This window comes from Hahella sp. CR1 (genome assembly GCF_029813005.1).
In the GTDB taxonomy this organism is placed as follows: Bacteria; Pseudomonadota; Gammaproteobacteria; order Pseudomonadales; family Oleiphilaceae; genus Hahella.
This window is the reverse complement of the sequence record NZ_JAPELK010000002.1, coordinates 15550-31321: the sequence shown is the minus strand read 5'-3', so window position 1 is coordinate 31321 and position 15772 is coordinate 15550. Positions and strand designations below refer to the sequence as shown.

Here is a 15772-nt window from a genome sequence, read left to right as displayed (position 1 = left end):
CCGCCGTCTAGATACGCTTTGGTAAAACGTCTTTCAGCTTGTCGTGCATGTCGCGCAAGGCCTTTTCTGTGGTGGCCCAGTCGATACAGGCGTCGGTGATGGAGACGCCATATTGCAGATCCGCCAGATCGGCGGGGATTGGCTGATTGCCGAAATGGATATTGCTTTCCACCATCACGCCCACGATAGACTTGTTGCCTTCCATGATCTGATGAGTGATGTCCTGCATGACCAGCGGCTGCAGTGACGCGTCCTTGTTGGAGTTGGCGTGGCTGCAATCCACCATGATGGCTTCGCGCAGTTTGGCTTTCTGAAGTTCCTTCTCGCACAGTGCGACGCTGACGGAGTCGTAGTTCGGCTTACCGCCGCCGCCGCGCAGCACCACGTGACCATAAGCGTTGCCTTTGGTGCGGATGATGGCGACTTGTCCTTCCCGGTTGATGCCCAGGAAGGAATGCGGATGCGAGACGGAGCTCATGGCGTTAACCGCCACAGTGAGGCTGCCGTCGGTGCCGTTCTTGAAGCCGATGGGCATGGACAGGCCGCTGCTCATCTCACGGTGAGTCTGAGACTCAGTGGTTCTGGCGCCGATGGCGGACCAGGAGATGGTGTCCTGCAGGTATTGCGGAGAAATCGGGTCCAGCGCTTCCGTCGCGGTAGGCAGGCCCATTTCCGCCAGCTCCACCAGCAGTTGCCGTCCCAGGTGCAGGCCTTTCTCGATTTCGAAGGAATCATCCAGGTTGGGGTCGTTGATCAATCCTTTCCAACCGATGGTGGTGCGCGGTTTTTCGAAATACACGCGCATAACCAGATAGAGAGTGTCCTTTAATTCGTCCGATAACGTTTTAAGTTTCTGCGCATACTCTTTGGCGGCCGCCACGTCGTGAATCGAGCAGGGCCCGACCACTACGAACAGACGGTGATCCTTGCGATCAAGAATATTGCGGATGGTTTCGCGACCCTCGATTACGGTTTGACCCGCTTGTTCGGACAGAGGGATGTCGCTCTTAAGCTGGTCAGGAGTAATGAGAATCTCCTGACTGTTTACATTTACGTTTTCAATCTGATTTAAGGACATGCTTGATCCCTACTTGATTTCCCGTGTCAGCACTCCAGGCGTCAGGCGAACTTCGCTTGTGGGAAAAAGAGTTCGTCAGGTCCCCGATGGCGCTGGTTTGATTTGATCCCGCCGGCGAACCCCGCGGCGCGGCCGGGCCCGGGCAGGACAAGAAGAATAGCAAGCTTGCCGGCGTTAGCCTATAGATGAATCGAGGAAATTCAGCGCGCAGTGGGAGTTTGCGGGCGGTTTAACCGCAGAATGGGAACCCGGAGACGGAATTTTCCGTCTCCGGTAGGGTCGGCGTTAGCCGACTATAGGCAACACTGGGGCAAATAGGGGAATTCGTCCAATGGACGTCTATCCCTGCGCCGGTCAGTGCTGCGACGCTCAAGGTTTTTGATCCTGGGCGCGTTCGATCCCGGTTGGTTGCGACGCTCTCTGCGGCGGCGATCTTCGCAAAGGTTATACATCGAGTCCTCCTTGTTATTCACTGCTGTTCGGTCTTGCGGGACTCTGCTTTAAAGCATAACAGTATTACGTTTGTGGGGTCATATTGATTGGTCATAAGAGCGGTCTGTACAGAATTGGCGGTTATAGGCGACGCGCATGAAATATCTGTCAGGCGCGACTCGTCCGCGACAAATCCGACTATACTTTTAGAGTCGTCCGGACATTTTTAACCTCGCGTTTTTATTCCCCTCTAACACCGGACCGCTTCGGCCCGGATCTCGCTGATGCGGCTGTCTTGATAAGATGGGTTGCGTGCAAAAGGTACATGATGGAGCAAGCTGAAGTTACAGTAGAAGCCCTTTCCGCGGCCTTGGTCAGACTGGAGCTTCCAGAGACGAAAGAAATCTTTTCTTTTCTTGGCGACACCGCCGCGCCGCCGCAAATCGACAGAGAGCGCCATGAGGTGGCGGACAAGCTGGCCAGCGTCAGCCGGGAGAAGCAGGAAAACCTCAAGGGCGTGGTGCTGGCGCTCAGTAAAGAACTTGGCGGATTGGACAGAACGCTGGTCAACTGCCTTACTTTCATCGACCGCGCGGCGGAGCGCTGGGAAAGCGCCAGCCCCCTGGACCCATTCGTAAAGAAGACGCTGCTGCGCCGTAAATACATATTCGCCGCCTTGCTGCTGGATCAACCGGAATTCGTCATCAACGAAGAGCACCCGGTGGCGCGCCTGCTGGCGTTGGTGGAAAAGCTGTTCATGGGATGGGAAGAGGGCGGAGGCCAGCCGCCGCCCTTTGTAATGAAGTCCCTCTCAGCCTTGACGCATCTGCTGGATGACGACAACTGTCTCAGCTCCGACGAGCAGCGTCGCGCATACGACGCCTTGATGGCGGAGTGGCAGCGGGAAAGTCAGCGCCGTCATCAATTGGAAAAGCGCCTGATTGAAACTGAATTGGGGCTCGATAATGCATGGTATATCCACCAGAAGGCCGCGATGGCGGTGAATCAGTCAGCGGAGGGGGTAGAGCTGCCGGAAGTGGTGGTGCAGTTCATGAAAGGGTCCTGGCTCGACTCCATGCGTCTGGTGCTGTTGCAGGAAGGCGAAAGCAGCAAACACTATTCGATCATGCGTAAGCTGTGCGATCGCATTGTGTTCACGTTTCGCGGCGATCACACGGCCGCCAGCCAGCAGAAGTTATACACCTTCGCGGGATTGATCGTAGAAGAGCTGGAGAAACATCTGGTGAGCCTGAGCCATAACCCCAACGATGCGGAGCAGACCCTGGCCTGGCTCGAAGATATCCTGATGAGCATCGTCAAAGGTCAGGATGTGGAGCGGGTGATGTTCACGCCGGCTCCCACGGAACTGGATGAGGTCAGAGATCAGTTGCAGATTGACGAACTGGCGCTCACGGAATTGCGCGGGGGCTGGTTCAACCGGTTCGAAAAAGTGTGCAAGTTTCTGGTCTATCTGCCGGGACAGAAAGTGGTGGTTTGGGGCGACTATAACGGCAGAAAAACGTCGATGGAGCCCATAGAGGATTTGATCAAAGACAAGAATGAAGGGTGTCTGCAGGCGTTCGATGGTTCGACGCGCATTCAGCAAGTGTTTTATGAGCTGGCCAGGGAGTATATTGTCTGGGATCGGGCGCAGCGTTTGCGTCAGCAAAGTTTGCTGGCGAAGGAAAAGGCGCTGCGTAAGGCGGCGCAGGAAAAAGCGGAAGCTGAAGCCAAGGCGATCATCGCTGCGCGGGAAGAAGCCGCCAGAAAGCTGGAGCAGGAACGCCTTGAGGCGGAGCAGGAGTTGCTTCGGCGGGAGTTGGAAGAGCAGGAAAGAAAAGCCCTGGAGAGACGTCAGCAGGCGCGTAATGCGATAGACGGCCTCAAAGTGGGTGGCTGGGTGCAGTTGCAGAAGGGAGGCGAACCTGTGCGCTGTAAGCTGGGCGTACGTTTGAACGCCACGGACAAGCTGATATTTGTAGATGATTTCGGGATGAAAATAACAGAAATGAAACGTGATGAGGTTGTGGACCACATTCTCGACGGGCTTTTTGAAGTGTTGGGAGCGGGTGTGGAAATGGAAGAAAGGTTGTCCCGCGCCTTGGGCAGAATAGGCATTGCGAAGAGGTGACGTATGTCGGTGAAAGAAAATCCCCTGGACGATAACCAGCGCACGGAGCCGCGTCTGCCGCACAATGAAGTGATTTATGTGGAGATCATGACCCCTGGCGCGGTGGAAAGCGACGATCTCAATCCGGCGGTGCGGGCGACCGAGACGGTGGATATCTCCGCCAACGGGCTGCAAGTGCGTATTCCGGAGGCGCTGCGAGTCGGGGCCATCTTGCAGATATGCATCCTGCGGGAGAAAACCGGCGACAAGTTTCATCTTACCGCCGAAGTGAAGTGGCGCAAACGCCTGCCAGGAACTTATGGATATATGACCGGATTGGCGTTGTTCGAGTCCGAAGAGACCTCCATCGTCGAGTGGAAACTGGCGGTGTCAGCCATGTTTTCCGATGAGGACGCCGACCACGCGGATCACGTCACCCACTGAGGATTTGTAATCCTCGGGGTGACGGAATGATTATGGCGTGGTCGCCGGGAGAGGGCGATGCGCAGAAGGCGTCAGATGCCCTCCATCGGTTCGAAGCCGCCGTCGCCTTGCAGAATGGATTCCAGCTCTTCAATGGAAGGCTCGCTGTGTGTCGGCGCCTGCTGCAGGTCTGACAGGAATACGATAGCGTCCTGCACAGTCTGGTAGGCGATCTCCTCCATGGGCACGTGTCCTACCCCGGGATAGCTGATGAACTTGATGTTTCTGACGTCCCCGCGCCAGCGCTCCGCCAGTTTTATGGGAACCCAATGATCCGCTTCTCCCCACATCAATAGTGTCGGCGAGCGAATGTCCGCGAAGGGAAGGTTGCGTTGCTCCGCCGCGGCTTCTTTCATAATGCGCATAGTGCGCACGTAAATCTTCCTGGCGCCGGGGCGCTGGGACATGTGTACGTAGCGATAGAGATTGTCCTGGCTGATGCGCTTGGGATCGCCATAAACCTGCTCCACATTGCGCGTCACCAATATCGGCGGTTGCACGTAGTTGGCCAGCGTTCCCACCACCGGCATGGTGGCCAGATCGAATACTCCTGGCGTGTGTTCCTGCGGGTAGCCTACCGGGTCAATCAGAATGAGTTTCTCCACCTGTTCTGGATGCTCCGCGGCATAGCGGGCGGAAAGATAGCCGCCAAAGGAGTTGCCCGCCAGACTGAATCGGGTTAGCTCCAGTTGTCTGATGAACTTGCTGAAACGGATGTAAACGTAATCTTCATCGAAGTCATCGGCGTCTTCCGGCCCTCCGGTCAGGCCGTAACCGGGAAGGTCCAGAGCGATGACGCGGTAGTTCTTGCGCAACTCCTCAATCCATCCTTCCCAAGTATGTAACGACGACATGATGCCGTGCAGCAACACAATGGTCGGACCATCGCCGACGTCGCGATAGTGAATCTGCAGGTCATCCACTTCCATGAAGCGGGAGTCTTTATCCGCGTATTGCTTCTTTAACTCTTTCAGGGGAATGTCTGCGACGCCCAGGGCGTTGGCGAGAGTGGGACTGGCTTTGAGTGATGGCTTGAGGCCGGCGCAGCCACTGAGCCCGACGACGAATAGAAGGCAGAACGACAGTAAGAGCTTCCTGTTCATATGCGGCTGAAATACTCCTGGTGTGGATTTTGTTTTTATATGCGTTGCGCGGTGGGAGCGTTATGTCCCTAGATAACAAAAGGTTACATTAACCCTAATGTCGGACTCATACAGTGACGTGGTGCTGAAAACCAATACGCGCCTGTGGGATAAGGGTCTTGGAGAAAGTTGACGAAGAGAGGTTAAGAAACGGCGAGACGTTTAAATAAGGAGCCGGCATGATCCGGCTCCCCGGTATTGCAGTCAGCAGCGATAACTTATTCGCCGCCTCTGGCGGTAATGTTGAAGCCGCCGTCCACGTACATGATTTCACCGGTCACGCCGCTAGCCAGATCAGAGCACAGGAACAGCGCGGCGTTGCCCACTTCTTCAATGGTCACGTTGCGACGCAGCGGGGTCTGCTTCTCGTTTTCCTGCAGCATCTTACGGAAGTCCTTAATGCCGGACGCCGCCAGAGTGCGGATGGGACCTGCGGAAATCGCGTTGACGCGAGTGCCTTCCGGCCCCAGGCTGCACGCCATGTAACGGGTGTTGGCTTCCAGGCTGGCTTTGGCCAGACCCATTACGTTGTAGTTGGGGATAACGCGTTCTGCGCCCAGATAGGTCAGCGTCAGCAGGCTGCCGTTGCGGCCTTTCATCATTTCGCGGGCGCCTTTCGCCAGCGCGACGAAGCTGTAGGAGCTGATGTCGTGGGCGATGCGGAAGCCTTCGCGAGTGGTGGCGTCCACGTAGTTGCCGTCAAGCTCGTGGCCTGGCGCGAAACCGACGGAGTGCACCAGAATGTCCACGCCGTCCCAATGCTGGCCGAGGTCTTTGAACAGTTGTTCGATTTCAGCGTCGCTGCTTACGTCGCAGGGAAATGTCAGCTTGGAGTCGTATTCCGCGGCGAAACCTTCCACCCGGCCCTTGAGCTTATCGTTTTGGTAGGTCAGGGCGATTTCAGCGCCTTCCCGATGGAAAGCGTCAGCAATACCTTTGGCGATGGATAATTTACTTGCAACACCGACGATCAGTGCTTTTTTTCCGCTTAGTAATCCCATTTTTCTATCCTGTAGTTATCTTCAGAGAGACCTTCAAGCTGTTTATGAATAAACGGCCGATGATTGTATTTACTTAAGCTAACATCCAAAACTTATTGTCGGCTGAAACATTAAATATTTTCTTACTAATCACGGCGACGCTTCTATGAGTCTTTAGTATGACAGAAAAAGGCGCGCCGTGGCCCGTCCCGCAACGCCCCGGGAGCATTTAACGGGACGAGGGAGGGCGCGCTGGTATGAGATGTAGCCGCTTTGTATTAATAAAAAGCAGTTTCCAATAATTTGCGTGTGTAGGGCTGCGTCGGATTGGCGTAAATGGCGTCGCAGTCGCCAGCCTCCACCAGCTCACCGCCCTGCATGACCACGATACGGTGGCAAAGCGCTTTCACGACTCGCAGATCATGGCTGATGAACAAGTAACTGAGATGATGCTCTTTCTGCAGTCGCTGCAACAGCTCGATGACCTGCTGCTGGATGGTGCGGTCCAGAGAAGAGGTGGGTTCGTCGAGAATCAGCAGCTTGGGTTTTAGCACCAGCGCGCGGGCGATGGCGATACGTTGTCGCTGTCCGCCGGAAAACTCATTGGGGTAGCGATAACGCCATTCCGGATCAAGCTCCACTTCCCGCATCGCCTCAATCACACTTTGCTCGCGGCTGGCGGCGTCGCCGATTTTATGGATTTCCAACCCCTCGCTGATAATCTCCTCGATGGTCAACCTTGGGCTGAGAGAGCCGAAAGGGTCCTGGAAAATAACCTGGATCTCCCGACGAAGCGGCTTCAGGGATTTGCTGTCCAGCAGGTCTATGCGCTGGCCGTCGTAGTTGATGACGCCTTCGCTGTTTTCCAGGCGCAAGATACTGCGCCCCAGCGTGGACTTGCCCGAGCCGCTTTCGCCTACCAGTCCGACGGATTCTCCGGGCAATATGCTCAGGCTGATATTGTTCACGGCTTTGATGTGGTCCACCGTGCGCTGGAAGACGCCTTTTTTAATCGGGAACCAGCATTTCAGTTCTTTTACTTCCAGGATGGGCATCTTATCTGTTGCGATTTGGGGCGGGGTTCCATGAGGCTCCGCCTCAATCAGCTTTTTCGTATAAGGGTGAGAAGGATTGGAGAATAGCGCCTGAGTTTCTCCCTGTTCGACAACATTGCCTTTTTCCATGACAACAACATAGTCAGAAAGCTTCCTCACAATGTGCAGGTCGTGAGTAATAAACAGGACGGACATATTCATCTCTGTCTGCAGCTCACGGATCAAATCCAGAATTTGCGCCTGTATGGTAACGTCCAGCGCCGTAGTTGGTTCATCGGCGATCAATAATTTGGGCTTGTTGACCAGCGCCATGGCGATCATTACGCGCTGTCTTTCCCCGCCAGAAAGCTGATGCGGATACGCATTGAGTTTTTGTTCCGGATTGCGGATGCCGACTTTATTGAGCCAATCCAGCGCCAGCTCCATGCACTGCTTTTTGGTCAATCCCTGGTGTCTTTCAATGGTTTCCGAAATCTGCCGATGAATCTTATGCAGTGGGTTGAGAGAGGTCAGCGGCTCTTGAAAGATCACGCTTATCTCATGGCCGCGCACTTGTCGCATCCGAGATTCCGGCGCACTGATCAGGTCTTCTCCTTGCCAGAGAATCTTGCCGCTTTTGAATTTGAGAGGAGGGGAGTTCAGGAGCTTGAGTATCGACAATGAGCTAACGGACTTGCCGGAACCGCTTTCGCCCACTAGCGCCACAGTCTGTCCCGCCTTGATATCAAAGCTGACGCCATGGACCACCTGATTTTCTTTGCCTCCCTGGGCAAAGCTAAGAGTCAGGTCTTGCATGCTTAAAATTGTATCCATGAGACTCTCTCAGTTAGTAGCTGGTGCGTGGGTCAAGGGCGTCTCTGACAGCCTCTCCAATAAAGACCAATAAGCCCATAAGTAGCGCGAGAACAACGAAGGCCGTGATGCCCAGCCAGGGGGCCTGTAAATTAGCTTTGCCCTGAGCCAATAACTCGCCTAAAGAGGGAGAGCCGGCTGGAAGGCCGAAACCCAGGAAGTCGAGCGTAGTGAGCGTTTCCACCGAGCCTGATAGTATGAACGGCATAAATGTCAGCGTGGCCACCATTGCGTTAGGTAAGATATGTTTGAACATGATTCTCCTGTCGCCCATGCCCATTGCTCTTGCTGCGGTGACGTACTCAAAGTTCCTGCCACGTAAAAATTCTGCTCGTACCGCGCCAACGAACCCCATCCATGTGAAGAGAAGAATGAAACCGAGCAATACCCAGAAAGTAGGCTCAATGATGCTGGCCAGAATAATCAGGAGAAACAGCGTTGGCATACTCGCCCAGATTTCGATAAAGCGTTGGAAAAACAAGTCTATCTTGCCGCCGTAATATCCTTGCATCGCCCCCGCGATTACTCCAATGATGGCGGAGATAATGGTTAGGCTAAAACCAAATAAGACAGATATTCTGAATCCATAAATCACCCGGGCTAATACATCTCGCCCCTGATCATCGGTTCCTAACAAGTTTTTTGTGCTAGGAGCGCTTGGAGCGGGAGAATCCAGATCATAGATGATTGTTTTATAGCTGTATGGAACCAGCGGCCAAATCATCCACCCTTTATCGTCAATCAGCTTTGCGACATATGGGTCTTTATAGTCCGCTTCGAACTCGAATTCTCCACCGAACTCTGTTTCCAGATAGGTGTTCCAAATTGGGAGGTAATAGCTGTCGTCATACTTTACGAGGATGGGTTTGTCATTCGCGACAAGCTCTGCGAATAGACAGAATAGGAATATGAACAGAAAGAGCCAAAGTGAGTAAAAGCCCATTCGATGAGATTTGAATGCTTGCCAGCGCCGCGCACTTTTATTGCTGAGCTTGAATGACGCCATTAGCTAGCCCCTTTTCTCGAAGTCAATTCTGGGGTCAACCCAGGTATAAGTAAGGTCGGATATCAGTGATATCAGAAGCCCCATTAAAGTGAAGATATAGAGAGTGCTGAATACAATGGGGTAATCGCGTTGGGTAATTGCTTCAAAGCCCAAGAGTCCGATTCCTTCAAGAGAGAAAATCACTTCAATAATGATTGAGCCGGTGAAAAAGATTCTGATAAATGCGCCGGGAAACCCCGAGATAATAATTAGCATGGCGTTGCGGAATATGTGTTTATAAAGCACTTCCCGCTGAGTGAGCCCCTTTGCCTTAGCGGTCATGACATACTGCTTGTTGATCTCATCCAAAAATGAGTTTTTGGTTAAAAGGGTTAGTGTTGCAAAGCCGCTGATAACCATCGCCAAGACAGGCAGAGTTATATGCCAGAAGTAATCCAGAATCTTATTGGGCCAAGATAAACTGTCCCAGTTTTCGGAGACCAGGCCACGCAGTGGAAACCAGTCAAAGTAGGTGCCGCCTGCAAATAGAATTACCAGCAAGATAGCAAACAGGAAGCCTGGAATTGCGTAGGCGATGGAAAGTACGCTGCTGGTCCATCTATCAAATTGATGTCCATTTCTCAGGGCTTTTGAGATGCCAAGAGGAATGGAAATCATGTAAATAAGTAGAGTTGTCCAAAGTCCAAGTGAGATGGTGACGGGCATTCGCTCTATTATAAGGCCAACAACGCTACCGCTTTTGAACAGGCTATCGCCAAAGTCGAACATCACATAGCTTTTCAGCATATTCCAGTAACGTTCGTGGATTGGCTTATCAAACCCGAAGCGTTTCTCTATCTCTGCTATGACCTCAGGGTCTAAACCTCGCGCTCCGCGGTATTGAGAGCTTTCACTGGCTGCTGACCCTACATCCTGTTGGTTAGCGCCAGATATTTTATCCAGTCTGCCTCCTTCAAGTGACATGGCTTGGGCCATGGCTTGATCTACCGGGCCTCCGGGGGCTATCTGGATAATGAAAAAGTTAATGGTGATGATCGCCCAAAGGGTAGGGATCATCAGTAGGAGTCGTCTTATTATGTAAGCGGCCATAGATTAACGCCCAAGTTGCGCTGCTTTGTCTTTGTCAAACCACCAGGTGTCCTGCCCTAAATCGTATTTGGGGCGGGTTTCAGGACGGCTGAATTTGTCCCAATAGGCGATGCGGAAGGCGCTTAGGTGCCATTGTGGAATCATGAGGTACTTCCATAGCAGTACGCGATCCAGCGCATGTCCGTAAACCATCAGTTTGTCTGGGTCTTCCTGGCTTTTTTCTATCCCTTCAACAATCGCATCCACCGCTGGATCTCTAAGGTTGGCGGAATTCCAGGTGGAATCGACAAAGCTGGAGTGGAACAGGATTTTGAGATCGCTGGAAGGATAGGAGAGGGCGGGATAACGGAACGACACCATGTCGAAGTCATGGGTGCGCACGCGGTTGATGTACTGGCTTGGGTCCACTTGGCGCAGATTCATGATGATGCCGATCTTCTCCAGATTTCTCCTCAGCGGCGCTGCTGAGCGCTCTGTAGTGGGGCTGTAGCTGAGAAGTTCAAACTCCATTTGTTGACCGGTTTTGGCGTTGACGGTCTTTCCATCTCTCAGCTCCCAGCCAGCTTCCTTCAATAATTGGAGTGCGATGCGGATATTGTCGCGAATGTAGCCGTCGCCGTTGGTGACGGGCAGCTTGAATGGCTTCTCGAATACTTCCGGCGGAAGCTGGTCTTTTAGCGGATTTAATATTTCCAGCTCTGCTTCACTGGGAAGCCCTGAGGTGGAGTATGGTGTATTGGTGAAGTAGCTGGTGGTGCGAACATATTGGCCATAAAAAAGCGCTTTGTTCATCCACTCGAAATCAAGCAGATAGCTCAGCGCTTTACGAACGCGACGGTCTTTGAAGATAGGGCGTTCCGTGTTGTAGACGAAGCCGGTTGTGCTCTGAGGGATACTGTGGGCCAACTCTTCTTTTTTGACGAGCTTGTTCTTGATCGCCGGAAAATTGTAGGCCGTCGCCCAGTTTTTGGCTTCACCTTCCTGCCAAAAATCGAATTCGCCGGACTTAAACGCCTCGAATGCGACGGTGGCGTCCCGGTAGTAATCGTAGCGGGTGTAAGTGATGTTGTTGCGCCCTTTGTTGACGGGCAGGTCTTTGCCCCAGTAATCATCCAGCGTTTTCACTACAACATATTGGCCGTAACTGTAATCGCTGATGGTGACGCCGCTGCTGCCCAGGGGAACATCTTTGATAGGGTCGCCGAAATTACGGGAAGCCCAGTAGTGCTCTGGCAGGATTTTGAGACTGAACAAGGAGAACATCTGCTCCCTGTTGGCGTCCTTCATAGAGAACTTGACCTGATGCTCATCCAGAACTTCGATTGAGGTGATGAATGAATAATATTTCTTGAATTGAGGCACGCCCTCATTGGCGAACTTCTCAAAGGAGAATTTGACGTCCTGGGCGGTGATCGGCTTGTGATCCTGGAAGGTCGCCTTGGGATTGATATGGAAAATGATCCAGGAATAATCAGACGCGAATTCAATCTTCTCCGCTATCAACGGATAGTAAACTTCAATTTCGTCCTGTGACGCGATCAGCAGGCTATCGTATAGCTCGTCTGCGCCTGCTCCGGAAGTGCCCCTTTGCGCATAACGGTTAAAGTTGTCGTAGGTGCCGATGGAGTGAAGTCGGATTGTGCCGCCTTTGGGCGCGTCGGGGTTAACGTAATCGAAGTGGGTAAAATTGTCCGGATACTTGGGTTCGCCCCTGAGCGCGATGCCTTTTGCTGTGATGACCTCCGGCTCTCCATAACATACCAAGCTAACGGCGCATAAGAGCAGCAGAACGAAGGATCGAATCATTTCATAGCCTTGTTAAAGGTTAATTTATTGAAAACAAGCAGTTATTGATATTAGCAGTTTAATGCGGGCGTACAAGATGATTGACGGACCGCCGCCGTAAACTGTGATCCACGCGTCCTTGCCGACAAAATCCCTGCGCCCGGTGGGTGGGCGTTCCTGTTTGCATGTTGCTTTGTCCGGCGCGAGGCTTCAAGCGCTTTATATTACGATCCGTTTAGGCTGAGCCGCTCTCTTATCGCTGTCGCGCAACTTGTTGGGCGCGCCGCGAGACCCCATAAACGGCTGACTTCCCGTAAAGCGACTACACTTATTCAACGCATGACTTTTACGCATCCTGCGGCGACTTCTACTATTTAATTAAGAGAACCCAATAGAGCGATCATGGTTTTGGCAAAGACAAAGGCGCCTTTTGGCCTGGACGAATGGCTTGAAGAGTTGGCGCACATGGACGCTGTGGTGATGGGGGCGATCATCAGGCAACTGAACCAGTTGACGGCCTCGGAGGAGTCCTCCGTGGCGCAACTCTCGGATGTGGTGCTGAAGACCCCCGCGCTGACCTCAAAAATAATCAAGCTGGCGAACAGTGCGGTGTATAACCCCAGCAGGGCTCCCATACCCACTGTCAGCCGGGCGATCATGCATATCGGCTTCAATGCGGTAAGGGCGATTTGTGTGTCCTCCATTTTGATGGAGGCGTTGTTGAAGCAGCATCCTCGCGACAGCCTGGTCATGCAAATGGCGCGGTCCTTCCACGCTGCAGTGCAGGCTCGCAATCTATGTGATAAAGCGCGGGCGGATGTAAAAGAGGAAGTGTTCGTCGCAACGCTGTTGCTGCACCTGGGAGAAATGCTGATCTGGGGCTACCCTCATCCCGCTGTGGACAAGGCCTATCGCATGTACCAGCAAGGCGTCTCCACGCCGGAACTGGAATCCTTGTTAGGTGTGACCTTCGACCGGCTGACCCGGGAAATGGCCAATGAGTGGGGGTTGGGAGACACGCTGAGCGAAGCTTTGTCGCCCCCGGATGAGCCCAGCAGAAAGGCGCAGGCGGTGCGCTTGGGCGAAGACATCTCCATCGCTGTAGAGAAAGGCTGGGACTCTCCTGAAATGCAGGCGGTGTTGAAGCGAGTGTCGGTGTTCAGCAACACGCCCGTCAATGCCATCAAGGCCAAGCTGCAAGCGAGTATGGAGGAAGCGGCTGAGTTATCCAGAGAGTACTCTGACCCGCAGATTTCCAGAATTCTGGAGCAGACAAGCCGGGAGGCGAAGTCCGCTGAACTGGCGTCGGATGAACCTCTGCTACAGCCGGACCCACAGTTTCAGCTGGAAACCTTGCAGCGCATCATGCAAATGATGGCGGGCAAAATCGATACCGGAGTCTTGTTCCAGACGGTGTTGGAAGGTCTCCATCGAGGGGTGGGGTTGGAGAGAGTCGTACTGGCGATTTTCAATCAGCCGCGAACGCAGGTTGGCGCTAAATTCCTGGTGGGGCAAAAAATGATCAACTGGCGCGAGCGGTTCAGATTCGCCTACGACAAGTCGCAGGATAACTTTTTCCACGCTGTCATGAGTTCGCATCAGTCCGCCTGGATTGGCAGCGGCAGCTACGCTTCCCTGAGCAAACTGCGCACTCGCGCCTTCATCGACATTGTTGGAATGGGGGATTTCTTTATCGGGCCGATTATCGCCAACGGTAGAGAGGTCGGTTTTCTCTATGCGGATTTAAGAGTCAGCGGGCGACCCATGAGCGAAACTTACTACACGGGATTTAAGCATTTTGTGCAGCAAACCTGTTTATGTCTGTCGCTGCTGGCGAAGAAGTAGATTTTCCAGCGGGTATGTTGATTCGAAAGCTTCTCTTGCGCGCCCAATAAAAAAGCCAGCGTTGTAGCTGGCTTTTCAATCAGTCCGCAGATGAGCGTCAGTTAATTTGCGTGACGTCTACGTAGATGCTCAGGCGCTGGCCTGGGCGCAGAACGCTTCCCTTATTGATAGAGTTCCAACGTAGTAGATCGTTGACGCTGACGTTAAAGCGGCTGGCGATGCGGTACAGCGAATCGCCGCTACGAATTTTGTAGCCGATCTTGCGAATAACCTGACGATTCTTGATGGAGGGGGAGGACGCCTTGGCGGTTTGCTGCACGCCGGACTTGGTCCAGATAACCAATGTTTTGCCGGGAGAGAGCACATCGCCGGGCGCCATGCCGTTCCAGCGCGCCAGTTTGCGAACATTGACTTTGTAGTCCTGGGCGATATCCCACAGGGTGTCGCCGGCTTTCACTACGTGCTCCACCTTCGCAGTGCCGTTGCCGCCAACCTGCTTCGACTGTTTGGCTTCCAGACGGTTGTCTGCGCTCAGGCTGTAGAAATCTTCGCCTTCATAAGAGCTGGGAATCAGCAGCTGTTGGCCAACTCTGATCAACGCGCCTTTTAGACGGTTAACTTCCTGCACTACTTCTGGAGTGGTCTTGTGGTGTTTGGCGATAGTGATTAAGGTGTCGCCTTGTCTGACCTTGTAGCGAGTCCAGTTCACCAACTGCTTTTTCGGCGTGTTGGCGTAGGCGTCTTCAAAGACTTTCAGCTGCGGTAAAGGCAGCGCCAGACGGTGCGGGCCCAGCGGCGCGGTCGCCCACTGGTTGTAACCAGGGTTGAGAACGTAAAGGTCGTCAACGTCAATTTGCGCCAGTTTGGCTGCTTGAGCGAGGTCAATTTGCGAATCCAGCTCTACAACCCCGAAGTAAGGCTCATCTGCGATATCCACCAGCGTGACGCCGTTATTGTCCGGGTCCGCCACCACTTTGGCGATGGCCAATAGACGCGGCACGTACATGCTGGTTTCACGGGGCAGACTCAATGACCAGTAATCGGTCGGCAGGCCTTTCGCCTGATTCTTTTTGATCGCCCGCATAACGGTGCCGGCGCCGGAATTATAAGCCGCCAGCGCCAGCAGCCAGTCGCCGTCGAACATGTCCGACAGCTTCTGCAGGTAGGTCAGCGCGGCATCGGTAGATGCGACGATATCGCGACGGCCGTCATACCACCAGTTTTGCTGTAGTCCAAAATGTTTGCCGGTGCTGGGAATGAACTGCCAGATGCCGGATGCGCGTCCGTGAGAATAGGCGAAGGGATCGAAGGCACTTTCCACCACCGGCAATAACGCCAGTTCGAGCGGCATCTTGCGCTTTTCCGCCTCGTTCACAATGTGATGCAGATACAGGGCGCTACGACCGAAAGTGCGATCAAGATAAGACTGATGACTCGCGTACCACTTCTGTTCTGAGTCGATACGGGGGTTAGTCTGATTAACGAGATCCAGTGCGAAACCAGCGCGGATGCGGTTCCAGATATTGGCGGGCGTTGCGTCCACGCCGCCTTCAATGTCTCCGTCCTCACCCCGGGCGCCTTGTGCGGCCCAAGTCAACTGCTCTTCGGGAGAGAGGTCATTGAGGTCGAGATATTCGTAATCCGATTGCAGAGAGGGATTCCAAGGGTCCTGTTTGCCTCCCGCCGGCCCTTCGCCGTTTTTACGGGTAGAGGCGTCCGCTTGTTGTGCGGCGCTTTCGTCAGCCAGGGGCTCTCCGCCTTCCTTTGATAGTCCTCTTAATTGCGTGCAGGAGACGCAGACTAGTAATGACAACGTGATCGCGAGGCGCGAGATCCAAACCATAACTTCACAACTTTACTTTTGAGCCTGAAAAATGCCAGGGTCGGATTTTAGGTACACATTTTATAGACAGCA

Annotated in this window: 11 protein-coding genes; 3 read left to right on the top strand and 8 right to left on the bottom strand. The window is 53.5% G+C overall.

Going from position 1 to position 15772, the window contains the following annotated elements:
* Positions 1 to 7 precede the first annotated feature (7 nt).
* On the bottom strand, positions 8 to 1078 hold the full coding sequence (locus tag ONV78_RS05720) for a 3-deoxy-7-phosphoheptulonate synthase (RefSeq protein WP_216735870.1): 1071 nt from the start codon (positions 1076 to 1078) through the stop codon (positions 8 to 10).
* Positions 1079 to 1835: 757 nt separating this feature from the next.
* Between ONV78_RS05720 and ONV78_RS05715 the strand changes: the two genes are divergently transcribed.
* Positions 1836 to 3641 (top strand): DUF1631 family protein, encoded by a 1806-nt coding sequence (locus tag ONV78_RS05715; RefSeq protein WP_279501804.1) that lies wholly within the window; start codon positions 1836 to 1838, stop codon positions 3639 to 3641.
* Between the two features lie 3 nt (positions 3642 to 3644).
* Positions 3645 to 4064 carry a PilZ domain-containing protein gene (locus ONV78_RS05710; RefSeq protein ID WP_216735871.1) on the top strand — a complete coding sequence of 140 codons (420 nt, stop codon included), beginning with the start codon at positions 3645 to 3647 and terminating at the stop codon, positions 4062 to 4064.
* Between the two features lie 71 nt (positions 4065 to 4135).
* Here the strand turns inward: ONV78_RS05710 and ONV78_RS05705 are convergent, their stop codons facing one another.
* The 6 genes from ONV78_RS05705 to ONV78_RS05680 all read right to left on the bottom strand — a co-directional run bounded on the left by ONV78_RS05705 (position 4136) and on the right by ONV78_RS05680 (position 12033).
* Complete coding sequence (locus ONV78_RS05705) at positions 4136 to 5206, bottom strand: alpha/beta hydrolase (protein WP_279501802.1); 1071 nt, start codon at positions 5204 to 5206, stop codon at positions 4136 to 4138.
* A gap of 257 nt (positions 5207 to 5463) precedes the next feature.
* Positions 5464 to 6246 (bottom strand): enoyl-ACP reductase, encoded by a 783-nt coding sequence (locus ONV78_RS05700; RefSeq protein ID WP_279501801.1) that lies wholly within the window; start codon positions 6244 to 6246, stop codon positions 5464 to 5466.
* 257 nt (positions 6247 to 6503) lie between these two features.
* Positions 6504 to 8093 carry an ABC transporter ATP-binding protein gene (locus tag ONV78_RS05695; RefSeq protein ID WP_279501799.1) on the bottom strand — a complete coding sequence of 530 codons (1590 nt, stop codon included), beginning with the start codon at positions 8091 to 8093 and terminating at the stop codon, positions 6504 to 6506.
* A 13-nt stretch (positions 8094 to 8106) separates the two neighbouring features.
* Positions 8107 to 9138 carry an ABC transporter permease gene (locus ONV78_RS05690; RefSeq protein WP_216735874.1) on the bottom strand — a complete coding sequence of 344 codons (1032 nt, stop codon included), beginning with the start codon at positions 9136 to 9138 and terminating at the stop codon, positions 8107 to 8109.
* A 3-nt stretch (positions 9139 to 9141) separates the two neighbouring features.
* On the bottom strand, positions 9142 to 10227 hold the full coding sequence (locus ONV78_RS05685) for a microcin C ABC transporter permease YejB (RefSeq protein WP_216735875.1): 1086 nt from the start codon (positions 10225 to 10227) through the stop codon (positions 9142 to 9144).
* A 3-nt stretch (positions 10228 to 10230) separates the two neighbouring features.
* Positions 10231 to 12033: an extracellular solute-binding protein gene (locus ONV78_RS05680; protein ID WP_279501794.1), complete on the bottom strand. Its 1803-nt coding sequence runs from the start codon at positions 12031 to 12033 to the stop codon at positions 10231 to 10233.
* A gap of 381 nt (positions 12034 to 12414) precedes the next feature.
* On the opposite strand from ONV78_RS05680, the gene ONV78_RS05675 reads away from it, so the two are divergent.
* Entirely contained in the window at positions 12415 to 13857 is a 1443-nt protein-coding gene (locus ONV78_RS05675) for an HDOD domain-containing protein (RefSeq protein ID WP_279501793.1), read from the top strand.
* A 97-nt stretch (positions 13858 to 13954) separates the two neighbouring features.
* Here ONV78_RS05675 and ONV78_RS05670 read toward each other — a convergent pair whose 3' ends face one another.
* Complete coding sequence (locus ONV78_RS05670) at positions 13955 to 15700, bottom strand: LysM peptidoglycan-binding domain-containing protein (protein WP_216735878.1); 1746 nt, start codon at positions 15698 to 15700, stop codon at positions 13955 to 13957.
* Between the last annotated feature and the right edge of the window lie 72 nt (positions 15701 to 15772).